The organism is Pseudidiomarina marina (genome assembly GCF_044807045.1).
In the GTDB taxonomy this organism is placed as follows: Bacteria; Pseudomonadota; Gammaproteobacteria; order Enterobacterales; family Alteromonadaceae; genus Pseudidiomarina; species Pseudidiomarina marina.
In genome coordinates, this window is record NZ_CP085233.1 from 1,303,150 (window position 1) to 1,328,491 (window position 25,342).

At 46.1% G+C, this 25,342-nt stretch carries 17 protein-coding genes; 14 read left to right on the top strand and 3 right to left on the bottom strand.

Annotated elements, in window-relative coordinates; all coding sequences use genetic code 11:
• Positions 1–2: 2 nt before the first annotated feature.
• Both LG272_RS06185 and LG272_RS06190 read right to left on the bottom strand, forming a co-directional pair.
• Positions 3–770, bottom strand: coding sequence for an ABC transporter ATP-binding protein (locus tag LG272_RS06185; RefSeq protein ID WP_404407316.1), 768 nt, complete (start codon positions 768–770; stop codon positions 3–5).
• The gene (locus LG272_RS06190; protein ID WP_404407318.1) at positions 764–1,885 is read right to left on the bottom strand and encodes an MlaE family ABC transporter permease; all 1,122 of its coding nucleotides are present in this window, start codon (positions 1,883–1,885) and stop codon (positions 764–766) included. Before LG272_RS06190 ends, LG272_RS06185 begins: the two co-directional genes overlap by 7 nt.
• Positions 1,886–2,056: 171 nt before the next feature.
• Here LG272_RS06190 and dnaE point away from each other — a divergent pair, with 171 nt between their 5' ends.
• From dnaE to LG272_RS06260, 14 genes are all read left to right on the top strand, one after another.
• Positions 2,057–5,560: a DNA polymerase III subunit alpha gene (dnaE, locus tag LG272_RS06195; RefSeq protein ID WP_126758488.1), complete on the top strand. Its 3,504-nt coding sequence runs from the start codon at positions 2,057–2,059 to the stop codon at positions 5,558–5,560.
• 18 nt (positions 5,561–5,578) lie between these two features.
• Positions 5,579–6,535 (top strand): acetyl-CoA carboxylase carboxyl transferase subunit alpha, encoded by a 957-nt coding sequence (gene accA / locus LG272_RS06200; protein ID WP_126758489.1) that lies wholly within the window; start codon positions 5,579–5,581, stop codon positions 6,533–6,535.
• Positions 6,536–6,551: 16 nt separating this feature from the next.
• A complete protein-coding gene (tilS, locus tag LG272_RS06205) occupies positions 6,552–7,586 on the top strand; it encodes a tRNA lysidine(34) synthetase TilS (RefSeq protein ID WP_404407321.1) in 1,035 nt (344 codons plus the stop codon).
• 35 nt (positions 7,587–7,621) lie between these two features.
• A complete protein-coding gene (locus tag LG272_RS06210) occupies positions 7,622–8,503 on the top strand; it encodes a DMT family transporter (protein ID WP_404407323.1) in 882 nt (293 codons plus the stop codon).
• Complete coding sequence (locus LG272_RS06215; RefSeq protein ID WP_404407325.1) at positions 8,473–10,467, top strand: monovalent cation:proton antiporter-2 (CPA2) family protein; 1,995 nt, start codon at positions 8,473–8,475, stop codon at positions 10,465–10,467. Before LG272_RS06210 ends, LG272_RS06215 begins: the two co-directional genes overlap by 31 nt.
• Positions 10,468–10,589: 122 nt before the next feature.
• Complete coding sequence (locus LG272_RS06220; RefSeq protein ID WP_404407327.1) at positions 10,590–11,807, top strand: efflux RND transporter periplasmic adaptor subunit; 1,218 nt, start codon at positions 10,590–10,592, stop codon at positions 11,805–11,807.
• Positions 11,800–14,976 carry an efflux RND transporter permease subunit gene (locus tag LG272_RS06225; protein ID WP_404407329.1) on the top strand — a complete coding sequence of 1,059 codons (3,177 nt, stop codon included), beginning with the start codon at positions 11,800–11,802 and terminating at the stop codon, positions 14,974–14,976. Before LG272_RS06220 ends, LG272_RS06225 begins: the two co-directional genes overlap by 8 nt.
• Positions 14,977–15,053: 77 nt before the next feature.
• Positions 15,054–15,785, top strand: a complete 732-nt coding sequence (locus LG272_RS06230) for a DUF599 domain-containing protein (protein WP_126758495.1) — start codon at positions 15,054–15,056, stop codon at positions 15,783–15,785.
• 65 nt (positions 15,786–15,850) lie between these two features.
• A complete protein-coding gene (gene astE, locus LG272_RS06235) occupies positions 15,851–16,837 on the top strand; it encodes a succinylglutamate desuccinylase (RefSeq protein ID WP_404409975.1) in 987 nt (328 codons plus the stop codon).
• A gap of 86 nt (positions 16,838–16,923) precedes the next feature.
• Positions 16,924–18,123: a thiamine pyrophosphate-dependent dehydrogenase E1 component subunit alpha gene (locus LG272_RS06240; RefSeq protein WP_126758496.1), complete on the top strand. Its 1,200-nt coding sequence runs from the start codon at positions 16,924–16,926 to the stop codon at positions 18,121–18,123.
• Positions 18,123–19,100, top strand: a complete 978-nt coding sequence (locus LG272_RS06245; protein ID WP_404407332.1) for an alpha-ketoacid dehydrogenase subunit beta — start codon at positions 18,123–18,125, stop codon at positions 19,098–19,100. The genes LG272_RS06240 and LG272_RS06245 overlap by 1 nt, the downstream gene beginning before the upstream one ends.
• Positions 19,101–19,112: 12 nt before the next feature.
• The gene (locus tag LG272_RS06250) at positions 19,113–20,684 is read left to right on the top strand and encodes a dihydrolipoyllysine-residue acetyltransferase (protein ID WP_404407334.1); all 1,572 of its coding nucleotides are present in this window, start codon (positions 19,113–19,115) and stop codon (positions 20,682–20,684) included.
• A 136-nt stretch (positions 20,685–20,820) separates the two neighbouring features.
• Positions 20,821–21,585 carry an EAL domain-containing protein gene (locus LG272_RS06255; RefSeq protein WP_404407336.1) on the top strand — a complete coding sequence of 255 codons (765 nt, stop codon included), beginning with the start codon at positions 20,821–20,823 and terminating at the stop codon, positions 21,583–21,585.
• A 45-nt stretch (positions 21,586–21,630) separates the two neighbouring features.
• Positions 21,631–24,567 (top strand): diguanylate cyclase, encoded by a 2,937-nt coding sequence (locus LG272_RS06260; RefSeq protein WP_404407338.1) that lies wholly within the window; start codon positions 21,631–21,633, stop codon positions 24,565–24,567.
• On the opposite strand, the gene LG272_RS06265 is transcribed toward LG272_RS06260, so the two are convergent.
• Complete coding sequence (locus LG272_RS06265) at positions 24,557–25,342, bottom strand: SDR family oxidoreductase (RefSeq protein ID WP_126758501.1); 786 nt, start codon at positions 25,340–25,342, stop codon at positions 24,557–24,559. The two genes, LG272_RS06260 and LG272_RS06265, sit on opposite strands and share 11 nt — an antisense overlap.

Consider the following 25,342-nt stretch of genomic DNA (forward strand, 5'->3'; position numbering starts at 1 on the left):
AGTTAATTCTCCACGGTAAGACTTGAGTGTTGTGAATATGGCGGCTTATCGATAATGGCACGCCCACGCGGACCATGGAAATAGGATTGAATCCAGTCATTCTTATGTTCCGCCACCTTGGCGAGCGTATCGATAGCAATAATTTGTTTGTCAGAAAGCACCGCAATCCGGTCACAAATAGCATGCAACGTATCTAAATCATGGGTGACCAAGACAACGGTTAAGCCAAGAGCCTTGGATAGAGTCAAAATGAGCTGATCAAATGCTGCAGCACTAATTGGATCAAGTCCAGCAGTTGGTTCATCAAGAAATAGCATGTCTGGTTCTCGAATCAAAGCACGTGCCAATGCGGCGCGTTTTATCATGCCACCGGATAGCTCAGCCGGATAGCGTGCACCAGCTGCCTGATCAAGCCCGACTAAAGCAAGTTTCAAGCTGGCAAGGTGTAGTGCTTGAGCTCGCGACAATGAAGTGTGCTCAAAAAGCGGTAAGGCAACGTTTTCGATAACGGTCAATGATGAAAATAAAGCGCCATGCTGAAATAACACGCCAACTTGCTTGGCACGAAGATGGATGGAACCGGCAACTGGCTTATGCAACCCGATAGCGGTTCGCAAAAGTACAGATTTGCCGGCACCAGAACCTCCGACTAATCCCAATATTTCTCCCGTATTCACGTCGAGATTAAGATTCTCGTGAATGACTGTTGCGCCAAATCGATTGGTAATGTCCTCAAGTGATAATATCGGTTGTAAGTCATTCATTACCATTGCATCTCCATAAAAAACAAGGCGGCAATAGCATCAAGCAAAATAACCGCAAACAGCGCTTGAACGACACTCGAGGTTGTATGTTCGCCAATGGAGCGGGCGCTGTTGGTTACTTTGAAGCCTTCAAGGCAGCCAATGATGGCAATGACAACGGCAAAAAATGGGGCTTTGCTCAGGCCAACCCAAAAATGCCGTAGTGGCACTTCGTTTAAAATTGACAAGTATTGTGTTGGTGAAATATCTAGGCTCGCGATAGCTACCGCAGCGCCACCGAGCAACCCGGCTAAAGTCGATACGAAACTTAATAAGGGCAACATAATTAGCAGGGCTAAAATACGAGGGATAACCAATAACTCAACGGCGTCGAGTTTTTCGACACGCATAGCATCAAGTTCTTCATTAACTTTCATGGCACCTATTTGAGCGGTAAATGAGCTAGCGGTTCGACCGGCCAGCAATATAGCTGCCAGCAGCACCCCGAGCTCACGCATGAAGCCAAACGCAACCAAATCGACGGTATAAATGGCGGCTCCGAAATCTTTTAAAACCGTGGCCCCCAAAAAAGCGACAACGGCTCCAATTAAAAACGCCATCAAGGCGACAATGGGAATGGCAGCTAAGCCTGCTTGTTGCATGTGAAAGAACCATGAGGTAAATCGCCATCGTGTTGGACGCGGTAGCACGGCCAAAGTGGTGAGTAACACACGACCAATAAAATTCACAAGAATAATGAATTGATAACTTTGCCATGAGACCCAAGCCCCCAACTGCGAGATAAAGGCAAACCATGGCTGCTTCGCTTCGCTTGAGCTTGTTTGCTGGTTCTGATAGGCACGCAAGAGTTGCTGAAAGATATCGCGATGATGAGGGTTTAACTGTTGTGTTGATGCAACAAGCTTCTCAAGAGTCGACGGTGAAACGAATTCAGCAACTAAACTCGCCGTGTTAAGGTCAAGTCGTTCTAGCTGACTGAAATCAATTGTCTTAATGGTATTATCGGCAGGAATGTTGCGTAGCGACTTCTGGATACTTAGATAATTCTCAAACGTCCACGAGCCACTCAATTGAAGTGACTGTTTTGAACTATCGTATTCAACAAAGCTAGAATCTGGCATTGTGCTCAACTTAGTGATTCAATTCAGAAATACTATAACAACCTTTCAACTTTTAGTCAGATTTTAGCCATTTTTTACAGGGTTTCGTTAAGGCTAAAATCACTACATGACATACACTAACGCATACGGCACAATAGGCAAATGATGACTAAGGATTGTATGAAGTAACGCATGAGCGATGTAAACCAACCGCCTCAATTTATTCACCTGCGCATTCACAGCGATTTCTCAATGATCGATGGTTTAGCGAAGGTAAAACCTATTTGCGAAGCAACCGCAGCGATGGGGATGCCTGCGCTTGCGTTAACCGATCAAATGAATATGTGTGGCTTGGTTCGCTTTTATCGCACAACGCATGATAAAGGCTTAAAACCAATCATCGGCTGCGATTTGTGGGTGTTACCAGAAGGCTGGACGACAGACGCTCAGGAAGAACCATTTCGATTAACCGTATTAGCCATGAACAATGCTGGCTATCAACAACTGACCCAGCTTATTAGTCGTGGTTACTTGGCCGGTCATCGTTGCGGTAAACCCTGTATCAACAAAGAATGGTTAGCTGAGCACCAGCAAGGATTAATCCTCCTGTCGGGTGGTAGAGAAGGCGATATTGGTCGGAAAATTCTGCAGAATCGTGAAGATGAAGCGCGTCAACTACTTCAGTTTTATCAGCAGCATTTCACCGATCGATTTTACCTTGAATTACAACGCACAGGACGCCCAGGCGAGGACGAATACGTTCATGCAGCCGTTGCGTTAGCAGCCGCAACCGAAACGCCGGTGGTGGCAACCAATGAAGTCATGTTTTTACGTCCTGAAGACTTCACAGCTCATGAGGTACGTGTTGCGGTATCAGATGGCTACACGCTTGACGACAAGCGCCGGCCCAAGAAATACAGTTCAGAGCAATATTTAAAAAGCCCCGAAGAAATGGCTGAGTTATTTTCGGACATTCCCGAAGCGCTTGCCAATACCGTCGAAATTGCTAAGCGTTGTAACGTGACGGTTACACTTGATGAATATGTTCTACCAGAATTTCCTACCGGTGGTATGACACCTGAAGATTTCTTGGTGAAAAAATCACAAGAAGGTCTTGAGCAACGATTAGAAGTGTTATTCCCTGATCCTCAGCAGCGTGCAGAATTACGCAAGCCTTATGATGAGCGACTTAAGATTGAACTCGATGTTATTAACCAGATGGGGTTTCCGGGTTATTTCTTAATCGTTATGGAGTTTATCCAGTGGTCCAAAGATAACAATATTCCTGTTGGACCCGGGCGTGGTTCAGGTGCCGGCTCGCTCGTGGCCTATGCGCTGAAAATTACCGATCTCGATCCACTCGAACTCGACTTACTTTTCGAGCGATTCTTGAATCCGGAACGGGTCTCGATGCCCGATTTCGATATCGATTTTTGTATGGACCGCCGTGACGAGGTTATTGATCACGTAGCGGAATTATATGGGCGTGAAGCTGTATCGCAGATTATTACATTTGGCACCATGGCGGCCAAAGCTTCGATTCGTGATGTCGGTCGCGTACTCGGTCACCCCTATGGTTTTGTCGATAAAATTACCAAGTTGGTACCGGGTGATCCCGGAATGACACTTGAGAAGGCGTTTGAAATTGAACCACGCTTAGTTGAAATGTACGAACAAGATGATGATGTTCGTGAAATAATCGACATGGCGCGGATTCTTGAAGGGGTAACGAGAAACGCCGGCAAACACGCTGGTGGCGTTGTGATTGCGCCTGAACGCATTACTGATTTCTCGCCGTTGTATTGCGACGAAGAAGGGAAACAACCGGTAACACAGTTCGACAAAAACGATGTGGAAGCTGCTGGGCTGGTTAAATTTGATTTCTTAGGTCTGCGTACCCTCACTATTATTCAGTGGGCGTTAGATATGGTGAATGCTAATCGTCAACGCGACGGTCAGCCACCAATTGATATTAATCACATTCCACTCGATGATCCCGCTTGTTTTTCGTTATTGAAAAAGGGAGCGACGACGGCGGTGTTCCAGCTTGAATCATCTGGAATGAAGCAGCTCATCAAAAAGCTTCTGCCCGATAGCTTTGAAGATATTATCGCCCTCGTTGCCTTGTTCCGACCTGGTCCGCTGCAATCCGGCATGGTGGATAACTTTATTGACCGTAAACATGGGCGCGAAGCGATTTCGTACCCGGATAAAGATTATCAACACGAATCCCTGAAGCCGATTCTAGAACCAACTTATGGCGTTATCTTATATCAAGAACAGGTAATGCAAATTGCCCAGGTACTCGCAGGTTACTCGCTCGGTGGCGCGGACTTATTGCGACGCGCCATGGGTAAAAAGAAACCAGAAGAAATGGCGAAGCAGCGTGCGGTTTTTGAAGAAGGCGCGCGGAAAAATGGCATTGATGGTGAGTTGGCGATAAAAATATTCGACCTCGTTGAAAAATTTGCGGGTTATGGTTTTAACAAGTCGCACTCGGCCGCATACGCTTTAGTTTCTTACCAAACGCTATGGATGAAAACGCATTATCCGGCTGAATTTATGGCTGCTGTCATGTCAGCTGATATGGACAACACGGATAAAATTGTCACCTTAGTGGATGAATGCGAAAACATGGGGCTGAAAGTTCTTCCACCAGATGTGAACGTTGGACGTTACAAGTTTACCGTAGATGAACAGCAGCGAATTGTTTATGGCATTGGTGCCATAAAAGGTGTGGGTGAAGGTCCGATTGAGGCAATTCTTGCAGCGCGCGAAGAGGGACCATTTACCGATCTTTTTGATTTTTGTTGTCGAGTTGATTTGAAAAAGCTCAATCGCCGCGTGCTTGAGAAATTAATCAAAGCTGGCGCTATGGATTCATTAGGCCCACACCGAGCGACTATCATGGCAACGCTTGAAAAAGCCATGCGTCAGGCGGAACAACACGCCCGAGCAGAAGCGATTGGCCAGAGCGACTTATTCGGCGTACTCACTTCGGCTGCCGATGATGTTGAGATTGAACATGAGTTTGTGCAAGTACCGCCATGGCCTGAGGCAATGTGGCTAGAGGGCGAGCGCGAAACTCTTGGGCTATACTTAACTGGACATCCGGTAAATCGGTACCGCCAAGAGCTGAAGAATTATGTGCCCTGCGTGTTGGCTGATGTACGTCCAACTGGGCGCGATCAAACGACAACGGTGGCAGGACTCGTGGTCGACGTGCGCACAATGTTGAATCGACAGAATCAACGTTGGGCAATTGTCACCTTACATGATAAAACCGCGCGATTTGATGTGCGTTTTTATGCTAAAGATTATGAAAATTATCAACATCTGCTCGAAAAAGACCAAATTTTAGTGGTAAAAGGAGAGGTCAGCTTTGATGATTACTCCTCTGCCAATACAATGACGGCTCGAGAGGTGATGACGATTGTCGGCATGCGTGAGCAATATGCAAAAACGTTGCGGTTAACAGTGCGTCAAGAACAATTAGAAGGGCAAGGTCTCGCTCAGTTAAAACAACTGATTGAGCCGTTTAAACAGGGCTCGTGTCCGTTGCACATCCGTTATGTGCGCCCCGATTTAACGGCAGACTATGTGGCGGCCACAGAATGGTATGTGACCCCAACCGATGAATTGATGTATGAGTTACAGCAAAAGCTTGGTCAACAAGCGGTTGAACTCGAATTTTAATGGCAAATGGGAGCCATAATGAGTCTTAAATTTTTAGATTTTGAACAGCCTATTGCAGAACTTCAGGCGCAAATCGAAGAATTAAAAGCGGTTGGCGCAAAAGGTGATTTCGATATTTCTATCGAAGAAGAAATCGCAAAGCTTCAAGAGAAGCGTGAGCAATTAGTTGAAAAGATCTTTGGCGATTTAGGTGCTTGGCAGGTCGCACAATTAGCGCGTCATCCGTTGCGTCCTTATACGCTTGATTATATTCAACACATTTTTGAAGACTTTGACGAATTGGCTGGCGACCGTGCATTTGCGAACGACGAAGCGATTGTTGGCGGCACGGCTCGTATTGACGGCAAACCAGTGATGATTATTGGTCATCAAAAAGGCCGTGAAACAAAAGAGAAAATTCGCCGTAATTTCGGTATGCCAAAGCCTGAGGGGTATCGCAAAGCGTTGCGCTTAATGGAAATGGCTGAGCGTTTTAAAATGCCAATTATCACGTTTATCGACACGCCGGGCGCTTACCCTGGTATCGGTGCTGAGGAGCGTGGTCAATCGGAAGCGATTGCTCGTAATTTAAAAGTCATGGCACGTTTGAATACGCCGATTATTTGTACCGTTATCGGTGAAGGTGGATCGGGCGGGGCATTAGCTATTGGCGTGGGTGACCGCGTGAATATGTTGCAATATTCGACCTACTCGGTTATTTCACCGGAAGGCTGTGCATCGATTCTTTGGAAGAGCGCCGAAAAAGCTCCTTTAGCAGCTGAAGCAATGGGTGTAACTGCACAACGTTCGAAAGAGCTAGGCTTAATTGATTCAATTATTGCAGAGCCGATTGGTGGTGCGCATCGGGATCATCAAGAAATGGCGCGTCGATTGAAGAAACAATTACTAGCAGACCTCGACTCATTGGTGAATCTAGATAGCGCAGCTCGCCTCGAGCAGCGTTATCAAAAGCTGATGTCATTTGGTTATTGTTAAACTGGAGTGATGCGCGTTGAATAATGCGACATCGACAACGAATAATAAAGGGGACAGTGGCAACACTGATCCCCTTTATACGTTGTTTAAGCAACGTCTGTTAGCGCTAGAACCGAAGCCACACCAGCAAATTGTCGTGTGCCTCGGTGGAGGGGCGGACTCGCAAACTGTACTTGATTTAACTGACCATTTTCGCACCGAATCTCCACAGTTCAATTTTTTGGCCGTGCATTTAGATCACGCATTTCATCCGAATTCGGGTGATTGGGCGCAAGGCCTCGTTGAAGACTGCCAACGTCGAAATTTTCCGATGATTTGCGAGCCGCTACAAGTGCCGTCCGGTAGTCGTATTAGTAAAGAGGCTGCGGGGCGCGAGGCGCGCTATCAGCGCTTGAGTGAACTTGCTGACGCCGATGCTATTTTTTTACTTGGCCAACATCGCAATGACCAAATTGAAACCTTTTTACTGCAACTCAAACGTGGCGCAGGGCCCAAAGGTTTAGCGGCGATGGCGATGCAGAGCAAAAAAGGCGGACAAACGTGGTTGCGACCGTTGTTAGATATCAGCAAAGAAGAAATTTATCGTTATGCTAATGCGCGCGAGGTGTTCTGGATTGAAGATGATACCAACTATGACACGAGCATCGAGCGAAATTTTTTACGTCATGAAGTGATTCCAAAGTTAGAGCAGCGTTGGCCACATTTTGGTCAAGCGGTACTGCGAAGTGCGCAACTTTGTAGTGAGACGCAACAGCTTATGGAGCAATTGTTGGACGATCGTGTTCGCCCCCATATTGATAGTCAGGGCCGCTTAGCAACGCGTTGGCTACAACATACAGATGAACAATTGCAACGTGGTGTTTTGCGATATTGGTTGCAACACCAGCAAGCTGCGATTCCGTCGTATGCGCAACTGGAACAGTTACGCACGCAAATGCTATTGACGACCAATGACGCCAGCCCTTGTGTTGAATGGGCTAACTGTGCAGTGAAGCGGATTACCGCCGATAACAAAGACAGACTACTTGTTCTTACTCTGAAGTCACGCTAGGTTGTGTGACTTCGTCATTTTGTTCAAGGAACAATATGGATCAGCGTAAAGCCATTTTCTACGCACTTGCCGCAGTGTTGCTTTGGTCGACCGTCGCAACGGCTTTTAAGTTAGCACTACGTTATTTAACGCCACTGCAATTACTCACAATTGCTGCCTTTACTAGCCTGCTAACGTTTGCCGTCATTTTGTCAGTGCAACAACGTTGGCGCGAAGTCTGGCAAGTAGGGCGTGAACGTTTCGGTTTCTATGCGTTACAAGGCTTCATTAATCCCGCCGCCTACTATTGGGTGTTGTTTGCGGCATACAACCAATTACCTGCGCAGCAAGCTCAAGCCATAAATTACACTTGGGCAATCACCATGTCGCTTCTAGCAGTGCCGTTTTTGCATCAAAAACTCACGGCAAAAGAACTGTTTGCTATGCTATTAGCCTATGCTGGCGTTTTCTTAATCGCGACTGGAGGCAATTGGGACTTCGCACAAACGAATTGGATTGGTATCGGCCTCGCTCTGTTTAGCACCTTACTCTGGGCAAGCTACTGGCTGATAAACACTAAGAATACGGATAAACCGGTACCTGCGTTATTTTGGTGTTTTGCGTGGGGAAGTGGCTGGCTAGTACTGTTTAATCTCCTTAGTTCAAGTGCTGACTCAGGAATAAATTATTTCAATCTTAGCTGGCAGGGAATATGGGCAGGGATCTACGTTGGTCTTTTTGAAATGGGTATCACCTTTTTCTTGTGGCTTACTGCAATGCGATTAGCCACGAAAACAGCACAAATCTCAACGTTGATTTTTTTAAGCCCATTTATTTCATTGATCTTAATTTATTTTATACTCGGTGAAACCATTCAAATAACCACGCTAATTGGCTTGTCGCTTATATGCGTTGGTTTGTATCGACTGCGGGAGTGACTGTGAATAGCGGGTTTACTGATGTTTTACTGTTGTTGGCGATTGCTGTCGTATTGGTCTGGGCATTTCGAAAAGTCAAACTACCGGCAATATTAGCCTATTTAACGGCTGGCATTATTGCCGGTCCTGATGTTATGGAATGGATCGCTGACCCAGATGAGTACCACTTTGTAGCAGAGCTCGGTATTGTCCTTTTACTCTTCTCACTTGGTCTCGAATTCTCTCTCCCCAAAATGATTGCAATGCGCGGTCAGGTATTCGGTTTGGGGGCAGGGCAAGTCGTGATTTGTACGACCTTGTTCGCGTTACTGGCTGTATATTTTGTTGATGACTGGGTCAGTGCATTTATTATTGGCTGTACTCTAGCTCTGTCCTCAACAGCCGTGGTTATAAAGCAACTTGGTGAATCTTCTCAACTTACTTCTAAAAAAGGCCAAATGACAGTCGCCGTGCTGTTATTCCAAGATATCGCCGTTGTACCGATGTTGATTGTGATTCCTTTACTGGCGTCAAATAACGATATTTCCATGTGGGAAAGCCTCGGCTATGCCTTATTGAAGGGAACTGGAGTAGTTTTGGTCTTGATGGCGATCGGTAAATGGGTATTACCTCATGTATTTCGTGAAATTGCCAAGTTGCGAACTGATGAACTGTTTGTGTTAGCAACATTATTGGTCGCCTTGGTAGCTGGTGGTATGACTCACTTATTTGGCTTATCAATGGCTTTAGGAGCATTTTTAGCTGGGATGATGCTAGGAGAAAGTAAATATAAACACCAGTTGGAAGCTGATATTCGACCTTTCCGAGACATATTGATGGGTCTATTTTTCATTACTGTCGGTATGCAGTTAGACCTTGATGTTTTTGTCGCAAATATACATTGGATTATTGGAGTTGTTCTTGGCGTTGGAATCGTAAAGCTACTCATTATACGAACTCTGGCCGTATTAATGGGCGAACGCAAAGAAGATGCTTGGGGATCTGGATTGATGTTATTCCAAATGGGAGAGTTTGGTTTTGTACTGGCATCACTTGCTTTGAGCTTTAAACTATTCGATCAGACGACAGCCTCAATTTTAGTTGGTGTTGGCGTGTTTGGCATGGCGTTAACGCCGTTAGTAATTCAACGATGCAAATCTTTTGTGAGTTATATTATTAGTCCGATATCACAACTGGACGAAGAAAATCTACCGCATCCAACTAACGAACATTCCCGCGTACTTATTCTTGGTTTTGGTCGTGTAGGTCAAACCATCGCTCGATTTTTAAGTAACGAAGGCATTGATTATTTAGCGATTGATCATGATGCGAAGCGAGTTCAAGAAGCTGTTGCTGGTGGTCAAAAAGTATTCTTTGGCAACGCCATCCGCCGCGATATTTTAAAAGCAGTTCATGCGGATGAAGCAGAGCTCATTATTATTAGCTTTGCAGATGATGAGCGAGCGCTTGATGTTTTAAAAGCAATTAGAAATCTTAATGATCACGCTGAAATTATTGTTCGGAGCCGTGATGATATGCGACTCAAAGCCATGATGGAAGCCGGCGCAACCCAAGTGGTACCCGATACCCTAGAAGCAAGTCTCATGTTAGTTTCGCAAATTCTAAGTCGATCTGGAGTTCCAATTCGGAAAATTCTTTCACGATTGGATCATGCGCGTCGCTCGCATTATGGTGACATGCATGGGTTCTATCCGGGCGAGACTACCGATATGGACCCTGAAAAACTTGATCGATTGCAGTTTTTACATGCTGTGTCACTGCCAAGGAATGCTTATGCCTGCGGTAAAAAATTGATCGAATTAGGTCTTGATGATCTGAATCTACAAATAAAATCAGTACGCCGAGGGGAAGAAGAATTTACAGAAGTTCATGGTGACTTTGAATTGATGAACGATGACATCGTATTATTATCCGGTGGACCGCGAGCAATAGAAGCTGGGGAGAGCTATTTATTAAACGGCTAAAGGCTAGATCCCGACTCGTTTACAACTGCTAACACATTGTTACTAACGGCGATGGCAAGATTTCGTCATACTATACGGTATGAAATAAATTTAAGAATTTTAACTTACGGAACTGGGATGTTATGGCCTTTAAGAAACGCGCACTATTACCCCCTCTCATTTTAATTGTCGCAATTCTATTATTGATTTTAATGACAGTTTTACGTCCTAAGCCGCCGCAGCGCAGTACTGAACGACCACCAGTGCTAGTCGAGGTGGTTGAAGCACAACCTGAAAATATTCGTTTTCAAGTCAATGGACAAGGGAACGTGAAGCCTAAGCATATGACCAATTTGGTTACGCAAGTGAGTGGGCAAGTTATTGAAGTTTCGGATAACTTTGTAAATGGTGGCTTTTTCAAGAAAGGCGATGTGATTATCCGTATTGACCCAGATGATTATCGCGTAGCGCTACAAAGCGCGAAAGCGTCACTGGCTCAAGCGAAAGCCGCGTTGGCTGAAGAAAGTGCGCGGGCACAAGTCGCCAAAGATGAGTGGGAATCGCTCCAAATGGGCGAGATTCCAGCATTAGGTATACGTGAACCTCAGGTAGCAAGTGCGGTTGCTGCTGTTCAATCAGCGGAAGCTGCGGTAGCTAAAGCGCAACGAGACTTCGATCGAACCGTCATTCGTGCGCCGTACGACGGCATCCTACAGAATAAAAATGTCGATATTGGTCAGTTTCTCAGTGTGAATACGCAAGTAGGTGCCCTGTTTGGCTCAGAAGTTGCGGAGATTCGTGTACCTTTAAGTGATCGTGATCTGGCTTATATTGATTTACCTGAAGCGAATCATGATGGTGCCTACCCTCATGTCGCATTGACTAGTGACGTTGCGGGTGAAAAATACACTTGGCACGGAAAGCTTGTTCGTAGTGAGGGTGTTCTTGATCAAAATAGTCGTGTGATATACGGCGTTGTGGAAGTGGAAGACCCATACAATCAGAAAACCGACCGTCATCCAGTGCCGTTACGATTCGGCCGTTTTGTCGAGTTGGTCATTGATGGTATTGAAGCACAGCAAGTATTCCGAGTGCCGCGGTATGCTTTATCCATTAATAATACGTTGTGGGTTGTGGATGAAGAGCGGCGTTTAGAACAGCGTGAGGTGAATATCGTTCGTTCAGAAGCGCAACATGTGGTGATCAATGACGGTTTAGAGAGTGGCGATTTGGTTGTATTGACTCAGTTATCGAATGCGCTACCAAGCATGAAAGTGCGAATTCCGGGCGATCCAATCATCGAGCAGCAAGAAACCAAAGAGCAGCCAGCTGAAGGTGTAGCAGGTAACGACAATGAGTAAGTACGATATCGACCCGAAAAAAGGCATTATTGCTTGGTGGGCGAATAACTCTGTTGCCGCCAACCTATTAATGGCATTGATCATCATCACTGGTATTTTCATGGTGGGACAGGTGCGCAAGCAAATGTTCCCTGAAATTGAGCTGAATATCATTAGTATTCAGGTACCGTTTCCGGGCGCTGCGCCGCAAGAAGTAGAACAAGGTGTATTAGTTCGTATTGAAGATGCCATTGAAGACGTGAATGGTATCGAGCGGGTTACTTCCACTGCCCGTGAAGGCAACGGCTCCGTTTCAATTGAAGTTGAAAGTGGTTACGACGTCCAGGTCGTCATGGACGAGATTAAAATGCTCGTTGATGCCATTCCTAGCTTTCCTCAACAGATCGAAAAACCAAATATTTATCGAATTCGACCGCAACGTCAGGTGATTTGGATTAGTGTATTCGGTGATGTTAATGAAGCCACGCAGAAAGAACTCGCCAAACAAATTCGTGATGACATTAAAGATATTGGCGGTATAACCAAAGTTGACGTGGTGGGTGCTCGTGATTACGAAATTTCAGTAGAGATCTCTGAAGCTGATTTACAACGCTATAACTTGACCTTCCAAGATATTGTCACAGCCATTCGTGGAACCTCGTTAGATGTTGCAGGGGGTTCAATTCGCACGCCGAACGGCGATATTTTGCTACGCGCAAATAATCAAGCCTATGTTGGTGATGAGTTTGAACAAATCGTTTTGATCAAACGTCCAGACGGCACCCGATTGACTTTGGGCGATATTGCAACCGTACAAGATGCGTTTATTGAGCGTCGTCGGTTCACACAATTTGACGGTAAAATGTCGACTTTCGTGCGTGTTGACTCAGTTGGCGATCAAAATGATTTAAGAACTGCAGAGTTAGTGAAGAGTTACATTGACCGCAAGCAAAAAGAGCTTCCTCCAGAAGTTCAAATCGCGCACTGGGGTGATTCATCGTATTACCTCCAAGGTCGACTCGATTTAATGATCGACAACATGCTTTTCGGCGGTGCGCTCGTGTTTATTATGCTGGCGTTATTCTTGCAGCTTCGCCTCGCATTCTGGGTCATGATTGGTATTCCTTTGTGTTTCTTAGGAACCATCGCACTCATGCCACTCCCCATGTTTGACATATCAATCAATATGATTTCACTGTTTGGCTTTATATTGGTGCTGGGGATAGTGGTGGATGACGCCATTGTTATTGGGGAAAGTGCCTATTCTGAGATTGAAAAGAACGGCAAATCAATTGATAACGTGGTGATTGGTGCGAAGAAAGTGGCCATGCCGGCAACGTTTGGTGTACTCACCACCATGGTGGCGTTTATTCCGATGCTCATGGTTGAAGGTGGCATGGGCGCCATTTGGGAATCCATCGCGTGGGTTGTTATTTTATGTTTGGCGTTCTCACTGGTTGAATCAAAGTTTATTCTGCCGGCCCACATTGCACACATGAAATTCTCCAAAGGCGGTAATGAGAAGCAAAATGGCTTCCAGCGTGTCCGTAACAAAATTTCTAATGGTCTGCTCTATTTTGCTAAGACTTACTATCAACCGTTCTTGAAGAAGTGCCTACATTATCGTTACACCACGCTGGCTGCTTTTATCGGCTTGTTTATTCTTTCGATTGGTTTAATCGCCGGTGGTACAGTGCGCTGGGTATTCTTCCCAAATATTCCGAGCGACTTCATTCAAGCCAATGTAACGATGCAACCTGGCGCTTCTGAAGAGTCAACCATTCGCACGTTACAGACAGTTGAGCAAGCATTGCTTGATGTGGATAAGAAAGCTGAGCAAGATGATGGCGAAAACATTATCAAACATGTCAACGTGTGGATGAATGGAACCACCAGCGGCACCGTTTTCGCTGAACTTGAAAAGGGCGAAGACCGTAACCTTGACGGGTTTGCGATTATCAATAATTGGCGTGAATCGACCCCCGAAATTGCCGGTGTGAAAGCGCTAAACTTCCAAGGAAGTATTGGCGGCGGCGGTGGTTTTGACGTTGAGTTTCAGCTAACCGGTGAAAACCTTGAGGAGCTCGCCGCAGCGGCAACGTTATTGAAGCAAGATCTTGCCCAATTCGACGGCGTTTTTGATATCGAAGATACCTTTGGCGAAGGTAACGATGAAATTATTCTTGAACTGAAACCGCTAGCGACAGCGATGGGGATCACCCTGCAAGAGCTAGCGAGCCAAGTACGTTACGCTTTCTATGGTGCTGAAGCACAGCGAATTCAACGTAATGACGAAGAAGTGAAAGTTATGGTGCGCTACCCGCTGTCGGAGCGTCAGTCAGTTGGTAATCTTGAAGATATGAAGCTACGCACTGCGGATGGTTCATTAATTCCATTTACCGAGTTAGCTGACGTACGCTTTGCGAAAGGCTATAACACCATTACACGCATCAATCGTGAGCGCTCAGTAAACGTGCGTGCTCGCGTCGATAAAGAGAAAGTGCAGCCATTTGATATTGTTCGCCAAGTTCGGGAAGACAAAATTCAGCCGATTCTTGATCGCTATCCTTCGGTAGGATTCCAACTTGAAGGCGCATCACAAGATGAAGCCGAAGCGACCAATTCACTGGCGCTTGGATTTATGTTGGCACTATTTGCTATTTACGCGTTAATGGCAATTCCATTGAAATCGTATAGCCAGCCGTTGATCATCATGTCGGTGATACCATTTGGCATGATTGGCGCGGTAGTTGGCCATTGGATTTTGGGTATGCCAATTTCCATTCTGAGCTTGTTCGGTATTATTGCGCTGGCGGGGGTTGTGGTGAATGACTCACTGGTGATGGTTGATTATGTTAACCGCGCCCGAGCTGACGGTGAGAGTTTGCGAAAAGCCGTTACTGAGGCCGGGGTGGCCCGCTTCCGTGCGATTATTTTGACCTCATTAACAACGTTTTTCGGTCTTGCACCGATTGTGCTTGAGAAGAGTATGCAGGCACAGCTGGTGATTCCAATGGCGATTTCGTTAGCCTTCGGTATTCTTTTTGCAACAGTCATTACGTTGTTGCTGGTACCAAGTTTATACCTGATCTTGAACGATATGCGTCGCGGTATGAAGACTATGCTAAGTTGGTATGGTCTGACCAAGCCACCAGAACCGAAATCAGAACAACAAAATTCCGTCACATAATGTTAAACTATTGACCTTACACTAATAGATGCTAGCAGCAATAATGCTGCTAGCGTTTAGTCACAGGAAGGTCATGCATGAACTTGGCGCTTATTGATATCGTCGCATTGCTGTTTTTTGTGTCCGTCTGGGTTATCTATACCCAATTTGCACGATTGCGAGCCCGTACTACCTACAGTCTTTCTCACATTTTACGCCAACTTCGTATTGATTGGATGCGAACCCTCACCCGCAAAGAACATCAGATTGCTGATGCGGCGCTGCTTGGGAATGTGGAACGCACGGTAACGTTCTTCGCTTCATCAACTGTTCTGGTATTGGCTGGTGTACTTACGTTGTTAGCGTCGGCCGATAAGGTGGTTGAAGTATTGCAATCGATTCCGTACACCGCTGATACCGCTCCCGACAAAGTACAATTCAAGCTCGCGGTACTATCGTTACTGTTTGTATTCGCATTCTTCAAATTTACATGGTCGATTCGGCAGTTCGGTTTTGTCTCGGTGCTTATGGGAGCGGCTCCGCAATATCGCTCAACCGAATTTACCGACGAACAGCGTGAAATATTTGCGCGACAAGCTGCCAAAGTGATCGACCAAGCTGGCCATGAATATAACAATGGACTGCGCTCGTATTATTTTGCGCTAGCATACTTATGTTGGTTTATTCATCCGTATTTATTTATTGCTTCGACGGCAGTTGTCGTGGCGGTGCTTTATCGTCGTGAGTACCGTTCAAAAGTACTTAGAGCCCTGCTAGCGACCAAAGGGTGGGAACCAGGCCCGATCAAAGAAAATGGAGAATCACAGTGACACTTGATGTATTGAAGTGGACGATTGCGAGTTATTTTGAAGCCACTGGGCAAGCCTTGCCTGATTTGCCAGACGTGCTTGGCCCCTATGAGGGGGAATCGCTAGTCGGCACAGCAATGCGAACTAAATCGGCTCGAATTGAATTTTGGGATGCGGGGGTGATAGCGGTTGAACCTGATCAGCCGGGCGATAAAGATGTTATCTTTTCATGTGCGGTGCACGGTGATGAAACGGCTCCCATTGAAATTGTGCGAGATATGATTACGGATATCCTCGCAGATAATTTGGCGGTCACACACCGGACGTTATTCCTAATTGCTAATCCCGCAGCGATTGTGAACGGTACTCGTTTTATTGATGTGAATATGAATCGATTGTTTAGTGGGGCTCATGTGCAAGGTGATACACCAGAGCATCGTCGTGCGGCAAAACTAGAACAGTATGTTTCACGCTTTTTTAAACAGCAGCGTCGCTATCACTACGATTTGCATACCGCAATTCGAGACTCAGCTCATGAAAAGTTTGCGGTATATCCATTTACTCATGGTGGCCCTTATAAGAAGGAGCAGCTGACTTTCTTAGCTGAATGCGGCGTCGATACGATCTTATTGAATCAAGCACCTACCACTACCTTCAGTTATTACAGTGTTCGCGAGCATAATGCCGATGCGTTCACGGTCGAATTGGGTAAGGTTCGTCCATTTGGCGAAAATGATATGAGTCGATTTACCGATGCTGACACGATGTTCCGTAAACTTATTAGTACAAGTGAATTGGATCTCCCGAAATTTGATAGCAACCGTCATCACGTATACGACGTAAGCCGTTCTATAGACCGCACCGCCGAAGACTTTCGCCTGAACTTTGCTGATAATGTCGCTAATTTTACCGAGTTTGAGTTAGGTCATCTGTTGGCGGTTGATGGTGAAAATGAATATACAGTAGAGCAACCAGGCGAACGAATTATATTCCCGAATGCCAAAGTGGCGCTCGGACAGCGCGCTTTACTGACCGTTGTACCCATGCCAGTTGAGAACTTGAAACTGGTCTGATTTTTAACTTTTTATGACGCACCTTGTTTGCATGTCAGTTGACGTAAAGGTAAAGTGTGCGCAATTTTTCTTAGAACGAGAAAGTTATGGCGAAAGATAAACAACATCAGTTGGACATCGTGACCAAACCGCAGTTTATTGACGGTTCGGCGCTGAAGATTCCAATGCTACAGATCCTCGCTGAGGACGGTACCATTCGTAAAGGTGCAGAGCAGCCAGAAATGGACAAAGAGCTCGCGCTTAAGATTTTCGACACGATGCAATTTATCCGCATTTTGGACGAGCGCATGATTGCTGCGCAACGCCAAGGCCGGATCAGCTTTTATTTGTCGTCGTTGGGTGAAGAAGCAGCCAGTATTGGTTCAGCTGCTGCGCTGAGTGACGATGACATGATCATGGGGCAATACCGAGAGCAGGGCGCATTGGCGTTTCGTGGCTTTACGGTAGAGCAGTTCATGAACCAGTTATTCTCGAACGAGCGCGATCTTGGTAAAGGCCGCCAAATGCCAGTTCACTACGGCTGTGCGGAGTTGAATTTCATGACTATCGCATCGCCATTGGCAACTCAAATTCCTCAGGCGACCGGCTATGCATATGGCCAAAAGATGGATAAATCGGGCAACTGTACCATTTGTTACTTTGGCGAAGGCGCAGCCTCTGAGGGCGATTTCCACGCAGCATTAAATATGGCTGCGGTTTATAAAGTGCCAGCGATTTTCTTCTGCCGTAACAATGGGTATGCCATTTCAACGCCATCACAGGGCGAACAGTACGCCGGCGACGGTATTGCACCGCGCGGTGTTGCTTACGGTATGAAAACCATTCGTGTGGATGGTAACGACCTTTTTGCTGTGTATAAGGCAACGCAAATGGCGCGTAAATTAGCCGTTGAAGAAAATGAGCCGGTACTGATTGAAGGAATGAGCTACCGCATGGCGGGGCACTCCACGTCAGACGATCCAACTGGCTATCGTACCCGCGAAGAAGAAGATGCGTGGCGGGCAAAAGATCCGGTTGTACGTTTCCAAAAATGGTTACAGAACCAAGGTTGGATTAGCGAAGACGAAGCACAGAAGAACTATGATGAGAAAAAAGCAGCAGTATTGGCGGCCTTGAAGTCAGCTGAAACTGTGCCGGTGCCACACATTGATGAGATTATCGAAGACGTCTATGACACGCCACCGAAGCATCTCAAGAAACAACTTGAGGCGCTGAAAGCGCATATTCGCAAATACCCGGAAGCTTATCCGAAAACTGCGTCGCGTATTGATGGGGGTGACAAATAATGGCCAAGATGAATCTCTTACAAGCCATCAATAATGCGCTTGATATCGCGATGGCGAAAAGTGACAAAGTTTATAGCTTTGGTGAAGATACCGGTGCATTTGGCGGGGTATTCCGTGCAACCTCTGGTTTAACTGAGAAGTACGGTCGTCATCGCAACTTCAATACGCCGCTGGTTGAGCAGGGCATTTTAGGTTTTGCTAACGGTTTAGCATCGCAAGGTAGTTATGCGGTTGCCGAAATTCAATTCGGTGATTACATCTTCCCAGCGTTTGACCAAATTGTGAATGAGTCGGCGAAATTCCGTTATCGTTCTGGTGACGAGTTTAACGTGGGTGGGTTGACTATTCGTACGCCATACGGTGGTGGTATTGCTGGTGGTCACTACCATTCACAATCACCAGAAGCTTACTTTGCGCATACGCCGGGCTTAAAGATTGTGATGCCACGTAACCCGTATATGGCAAAAGGCTTGTTGTTGAGTGCGATTTTCGACAAAAACCCAGTGTTGTTTATGGAGCCGAAGCGTCTTTATCGCGCGTCTGTCGGTGAAGTACCAGAGGAAGAGTATACCCTTGAACTTGGCAAAGCTGATGTGGTGAAAGAAGGTAAAGATATTACCGTATTAGCTTGGGGCGCACAGGTTGAAATGGCCGAAAAAGCGGCAGAAATGGCGGCGAAAGACGGTATCGATTGTGAAGTGATCGATTTGGTCAGCATCCTCCCATGGGACGTTGACACCGTTGCTGAATCGGTGCGTAAAACAGGTCGTTTGGTGATTACGCAAGAAGCACCAATTACCGGCGGCTTCGCCAGTGAAGTGGCGGCAACCATTCAAGACGAATGTTTCTTGTACCTTGAGTCGCCTATCGCTCGTGTGTGCGGTTTGGACACGCCATATCCGTTAAGCCACGAGAAAGAATACTTTGTGGATCACCTGAAAGTGTACGAAGCGATTAAAGCTTCGATGACTTACTAAGAGGCCTTTGATATGAGTAAAGATTTTATCTTACCAGACATCGGCGAAGGTATTGTCGAGTGCGAAATCGTTGAGTGGTTGGTTAAAGAAGGCGACAGCATTAAAGAAGATCAGCCGGTGGTTGATGTGATGACCGATAAAGCTTTGGTGCAAATTCCAGCCAAAGAAGACGGTGTTGTTGCGAAGCTTTATTACGAAAAAGGTGATATCGCTAAGGTGCATGAGCCGTTATTCGCAATCGACAGTGGTGATTCTAGTTCAGAGAATAAACCAGCTGCAGCCGAGCCGAAGCAAGAGGCTACTCCAAAGCAAGGTGACTCAGGCAGCACAGTTACTGACTTTATTTTACCGGATATCGGCGAAGGTATTGTTGAGTGTGAAATTGTCGAATGGCAGGTGAAAGAAGGCGACACTATCGAAGAAGATCAGCCGGTGGTTGATGTGATGACCGATAAAGCCTTGGTACAAATTCCTGCGAAAGAAAATGGTGTTGTTGAGAAGCTGTATTACAAACAAGGTGATATTGCCAAGGTACACGAACCATTGTTTGCAATTCGTGTGGCCGGCAGTGCATCTACTGCTGATACGAATCAGTCGGCACCGGCAGCTTCGAGCCAGAAAGAATCAACAGCTGTAAGCAATAAGCCGCAAGCAGGCACTACCGAAGCGCCAACTGCAGCGCGTCAAGGTAAAGCAATTGCCAGCCCTGCGGTGCGTCGTCGTGCCCGCGAACTGGATGTGGATATTAGTCAGGTATCGGGCTCAGGTGCGAAAGGTCGCGTGATGAAAGAAGACGTTGAAGCGTTTGCGAAGGGTGACCAAGCGAGCGTTGCGACCACATCCGCCGCAGCAACTAGCACCAGTGAGCCAAAAGTTGGCGGTACTCGCGTTGAACCGATTCGTGGCGTAAAAGCCGCCATGGCTAAGCAAATGATGAAGTCGGTCAGCACTATTCCGCACTTCACTTATGCAGACGAATTTGATTTGACCAATGTGATGGCATTGCAGAAACAATTGAAAGAACGTTATGCCGATGACGGTATTCGCATCACGATGATGCCTTTCTTTATAAAAGCCTTATCGCTTGCGTTGAAAGAATTCCCTGTGATGAATGCGCAAGTGAATGATGATTGCACCGAAATCACCTATTTTGACGACCATAACATTGGCATGGCCGTAGATACCAAGATTGGCTTGTTAGTACCAAATGTTAAGCAAGTACAAAACAAGAGCATTATCGAAGTAGCGCAGGAAGTGACTCGTTTAACCCAAGCGGCTCGTGAAGGCCGCGTGGCGCAAGAAGATATGAAAGGCGGAACCATTTCCATCTCTAATATCGGCGTTATTGGTGGTACAGTTGCAACGCCAATCATTAACAAGCCTGAAGCAGCGATTGTGGCCTTAGGCAAAGTGCAAGAGCTACCGCGTTTTGATGCGCAAGGTCAGGTTGTTGCACGCAAAATTATGACTGCAAGTTGGTCTGGTGATCACCGTATTATTGATGGTGGCACGATTGCGCGCTTTAACAAACGCTGGCAGGAGTTTTTAGAAGACCCAACTAGCATGTTAGTCCATATGAAATAGTCGACTTGTCTCATAATTAGTCATACAAAAAGGTCAGCTTGCTGACCTTTTTTATTGTTCATAAAACTAAATTGCTAAAGCAAAACGTATATGTGACGATAACTTGGTTTTCGGTTAAATAAACGTAAAGGCAACTATGGATTTTCCTGACTCGATTAAACAACAAACCTGCCGAGATTGCTTAAGTGGTCAATCACTTGGTTTTGAAATTCGCATGGCTTTTCAACCAATTGTCGATTGGCACAAGCAGCATATCGTATCTTATGAGGCTCTTGTGCGTGGTCCTCAGGGGGAGGGGGCTGGTTGGGTATTCGAACGCGTGAATGAAAGCAATCGTTACTATTTTGACCAAGCTTGTCGTGTGAAAGCTATTGAAACCGCCGCTCGTTTGGGTTGCGATACGTTTCTAAATATCAATTTCCTACCAAATGCTGTTTATAATCCAGAAACTTGTATCAAAGCGACAATTGAAGCGGCTGATATGTACGCGTTTGATATGACGAAATTGATATTTGAAGTTACGGAAAGCGAACAAATTATCGACAAAGACCATTTGCAACGAATATTTAGTAGCTATTCGAAGCGCGGGTTCAAAACTGCCATTGATGATTACGGCTCAGGATTTTCGCGAATGGATTGGCTGACGGACTTGCGGCCTGATATTTTGAAGCTAGATATGCAACTGATAAGAGACATTGATCAATCGCACGATAAGCAAAAGATAGTACGAGATGTCGCAAATGTGTGCCGATTACAAGGAACACAAGTTTTAGCCGAAGGAATTGAGACCAAAGAAGAATTAGATTGTTTGTTAGATCTTGGTATTCATTTGTTTCAGGGGTATTATTTAGCCAAGCCAACACTAGAAGAATTGGCAAAGGTTCCGTTTGAAGTGTTGTAGATAAATGGTCAATTAATAATAATAAACAAACAGGGAGTGTCGATAATGCACTTTTGGCGCTATGGGTTACTTGGCACGTTCGCCATATTTAGTACCATCGCGCTGGCAGCTGCGGAATCGCTCCCTCTTAACCAATCACCAGAAACATCCTCAATTCCTTTAAATCAATATGCCTTGCGCAGTTGGAACACTCGTGATGGCTTACCACATAACTCGATAAATCGAATTACGCAATCGCATGAGGGTTACCTCTGGCTTGCGACGTGGGAAGGTCCAGTGCGCTACAACGGGCGCTCGTTCAGAATTTACGATGACACAACAGTCACTAAAATGCGTGAAGCTGGTGCCTTAAGCGTGGATTACGATGAATCGAGTCAGGAAATAGTGTTTAGCGGTCCGCGCGGAAGTGTTGTTACTTACCGTAACAATAACTGGACACCCGAAATTATTGGCGAGAATTTTGTATTTGATACCGTTGTTGATTACAACGAGGTTCGCTGGGCGGCAACAGCGAAAGGGGTTTATCGATTAAAGGAAGGCGAGGAACCGGTTCACTACACAGAACGTAATGGCTTACCAACAGATTTCACCTTTCGATTATTTGCCGTTTCACAAAGCGAAAGCCATGATGCGAGGTTATATGTGGGAACGCGACGCGGCGTTGCCTATTACGACGAGAAAACCGATTCATTTATTGCAATAAAGTCGATAACGCAAGCTCAAGTGCGGGCGCTAACGATGCTTAGCAATGACACAATTGTTGTGGCAAATGATGACGGCTTATTTTATCTCCCCCCGCAAGCCTCAGATTTTATCCCTTGGCCATACGCCATGAAGGATCGTGTAACTGCGCTAAGTGAAACCAGTGAAGGTTGTTTATTAATTGGCACCTTTACCAGAGGGGTCGGGCGACTCTGCCAGCACTCTGAAGATTGGTTAAGTATTGAAAATGGGTTACCTAATTCACACGTACTCGATATTTATCGAGATAACGACGGGACAATTTGGATTGGTACTCATGGCGGTTTAGTGCAATTACGCAAGGCATTATTCCGCAGCTTTACACCTCACCATGGATTGAAAGGCGCCTATGTTCGGTCAGTAAATACCGATAGCATGGGGCGAGTGTGGGTTGGTACCAACGATGGTATCAGTCGACAAACAACGACATCGAATGACTGGATAGCATTTGAAGCTTTGAAAAGCGATCCGAAACTTTCGGCTTTGTCGGTTTTAAGTCTTGCGCATGGCAAAGATGACATTGTTTATGTTGGGAGCTATACCGAAGGGTTACTCCAACTAATCGACGGCAAGATAACGGCACAATTGAGCCGCGAGCAAGGATTTGCAAGTAACGAAATTCGGGTGGTTTTGCCGTTAGAGCAAACCGATCTTTTGTTAGTTGGTACCGCGCGTGGACTTTATTTAGTTCGTACAAAGTCGGGGGCGTTTGAAGTAGTTCGGCATTATACTACAGCTGACGGCATGGCGGCCGATTTCGTCTCATCTGTAACGATGGATAGCGAAGGGGCACTGTGGGTTAGTTCGACGTTGTCGCTAACTTATTTTAAGCCGTTGGAGGATCACAATTGGCAACCGGAACCTGTTGAATTAGCTTCATTTACCGGCGCTAGTAATATTTTTTCCGGTACCTTTCACAATGGTCGAATTTGGTTTGCTACTGATCATGGCATGCTCACTCGCTCGTTAAAGACGAATGATTGGCAGTGGTTGTCGCGCCGCGATGGTCTACCTTTCGATAAGACATTTACGATTAATTTCGATGCCGCAGATAACCTATGGCTGGGCGGCGCTCGAGGTATCCTTCGCGTTGCCAAGGCTGATCTTGAACGCTGGATGATCGATAACCGATTGACGATTCAGTATCAACTTTTCACGGAAGTTGATGGCATGGTCAGCCGTCAATTGACTACTGGCGGCCCCGCTTCAGTGGTTGATAAAAATGGCCACCTATGGTTTGCCTCAGCGCTTGGCGCCGTCAAGGTCGATCCGGAAGCTGTCGATAAATATAGTCGAAGCTCTCCAGCACCAGTCATTGAATCGATAATCACCGATGAGGGTGAAATTGATGTTGAAAGGCTTATTTCTGCAGACAATACTCGTACCGAATTTAGATATGTTGCGCTTGGCTATCACATGCCCGAGGCGTTGCAATATCAAGTAAGGCTAGTTGGTTACGATTCACATTGGATTGATCGTGGCAATCAGCTGGAAACCGCCTATACAGCCCTTGCTCCCGGTGAATATACCTTTATGGTACGTAGCCGTTATCCGGGTGGTGAATGGTCGCCGGTAACCGCAGTGACGCTCAATAAATCTGCTTACTTCTATCAGAAACCGTGGTTTTGGTTCATTTTTTCTCTCGTTGTTATTTTGTTGGTGAGCCTCGCAATTCATTTACGAATTCGATCACTTCAACATACGAAACGACGCCTGCAACGACTTGTGCAAAAGAAAACCCAAGAACTTGAAGCGATGGCATTACAAGACACATTAACGGGGCTTGCGAATCGTCGCTCATTTGATCAGCAATTAGACCATGAGGTGCAAAATAGTCGTCGCTATAACACACCACTCAGCGTTGCTTTAATTGATATCGACTACTTTAAACAAATTAATGACACCTATTTGCATACCGGTGGTGATGTGGTGTTAAAACAAGTCGCCGAACTATTGCAACAATTAGTCCGTGAAGTGGATGGTGTTGCGCGCTGGGGAGGCGAAGAATTTGCAATTATTTTCCCGCAAACGATGCTCGCTGACGCCGTATTGGTGCTTGAACGTATTCGCGTTGCGATAGAAAATTTGCGTGTTGAGAATTTTGAAGAGGCTAGAATTACGGTGAGCATCGGGGTTACCGAATTGACCAAAGAAGAGAGCTCTGCCGAACTACTTAAAAATGCTGACAGAGCTCTATATACGGCAAAAGAGCAGGGTCGTAACCGTATCGTTACCGTTTAGCAATCATTCGTCGAACTAAGCCAGGGAAAAAGCGTTGTAGAAACGGTGCGAGTTTGGAAAGTCCTGAACCGACAACCACTTCTGCTTTTTGCTTCGCTATCGCTTCAAGCGACTTGCGTGCGCATTCTTCGGCTGAAATACCACCGGCATTATCTGGGTCTTCATGACCTAACGCGGTGCCATCGCCGGTTAACGAATTGTGAGCAACCTGAGTATTAATAAAGCCAGGCAAGATTGAGGTGACAGTTAAGCCATACTGCGCCATTTCTGCCCGCAACGAATCCATAAAACCGATAACACCAAACTTAGCCCCGTTATACCCGCTGCGAAGCTTTGTGCCAACTTTGCCCGCCACACTTGAGACTGTTACGATTTGGCCGGCGCGGCGTTCGACCATGCGCGGTAAGACCAGCTTAGTTAGCGCAATAACACCAAAGTAATCGATTTCCATTAGTTGTCGATACACGGACATATCAGTCTCTAAAATCAACGATCGCTGAGATACGCCAGCGTTGTTAATCAAGATATCAATGATCTGATCACCGAGTGCATCCTTTGCCATTAATGCAGCCTGTTCGGGCTGACTCAAATCGAGAGCCAGAACTTGATGGCGTTCCGGGTGCGCCAATGATTGACGAACTTGCTCAAGTGCATCGTGGCGACGCGAAGTAAGAATTAAATGCGCACCCGCTTCAGCGAGTTGTTGCGCCATGGCTAAACCGATGCCAGAAGAGGCACCGGTTAGCCAGACAGTTTTACCTTGGAAGTAACGCAT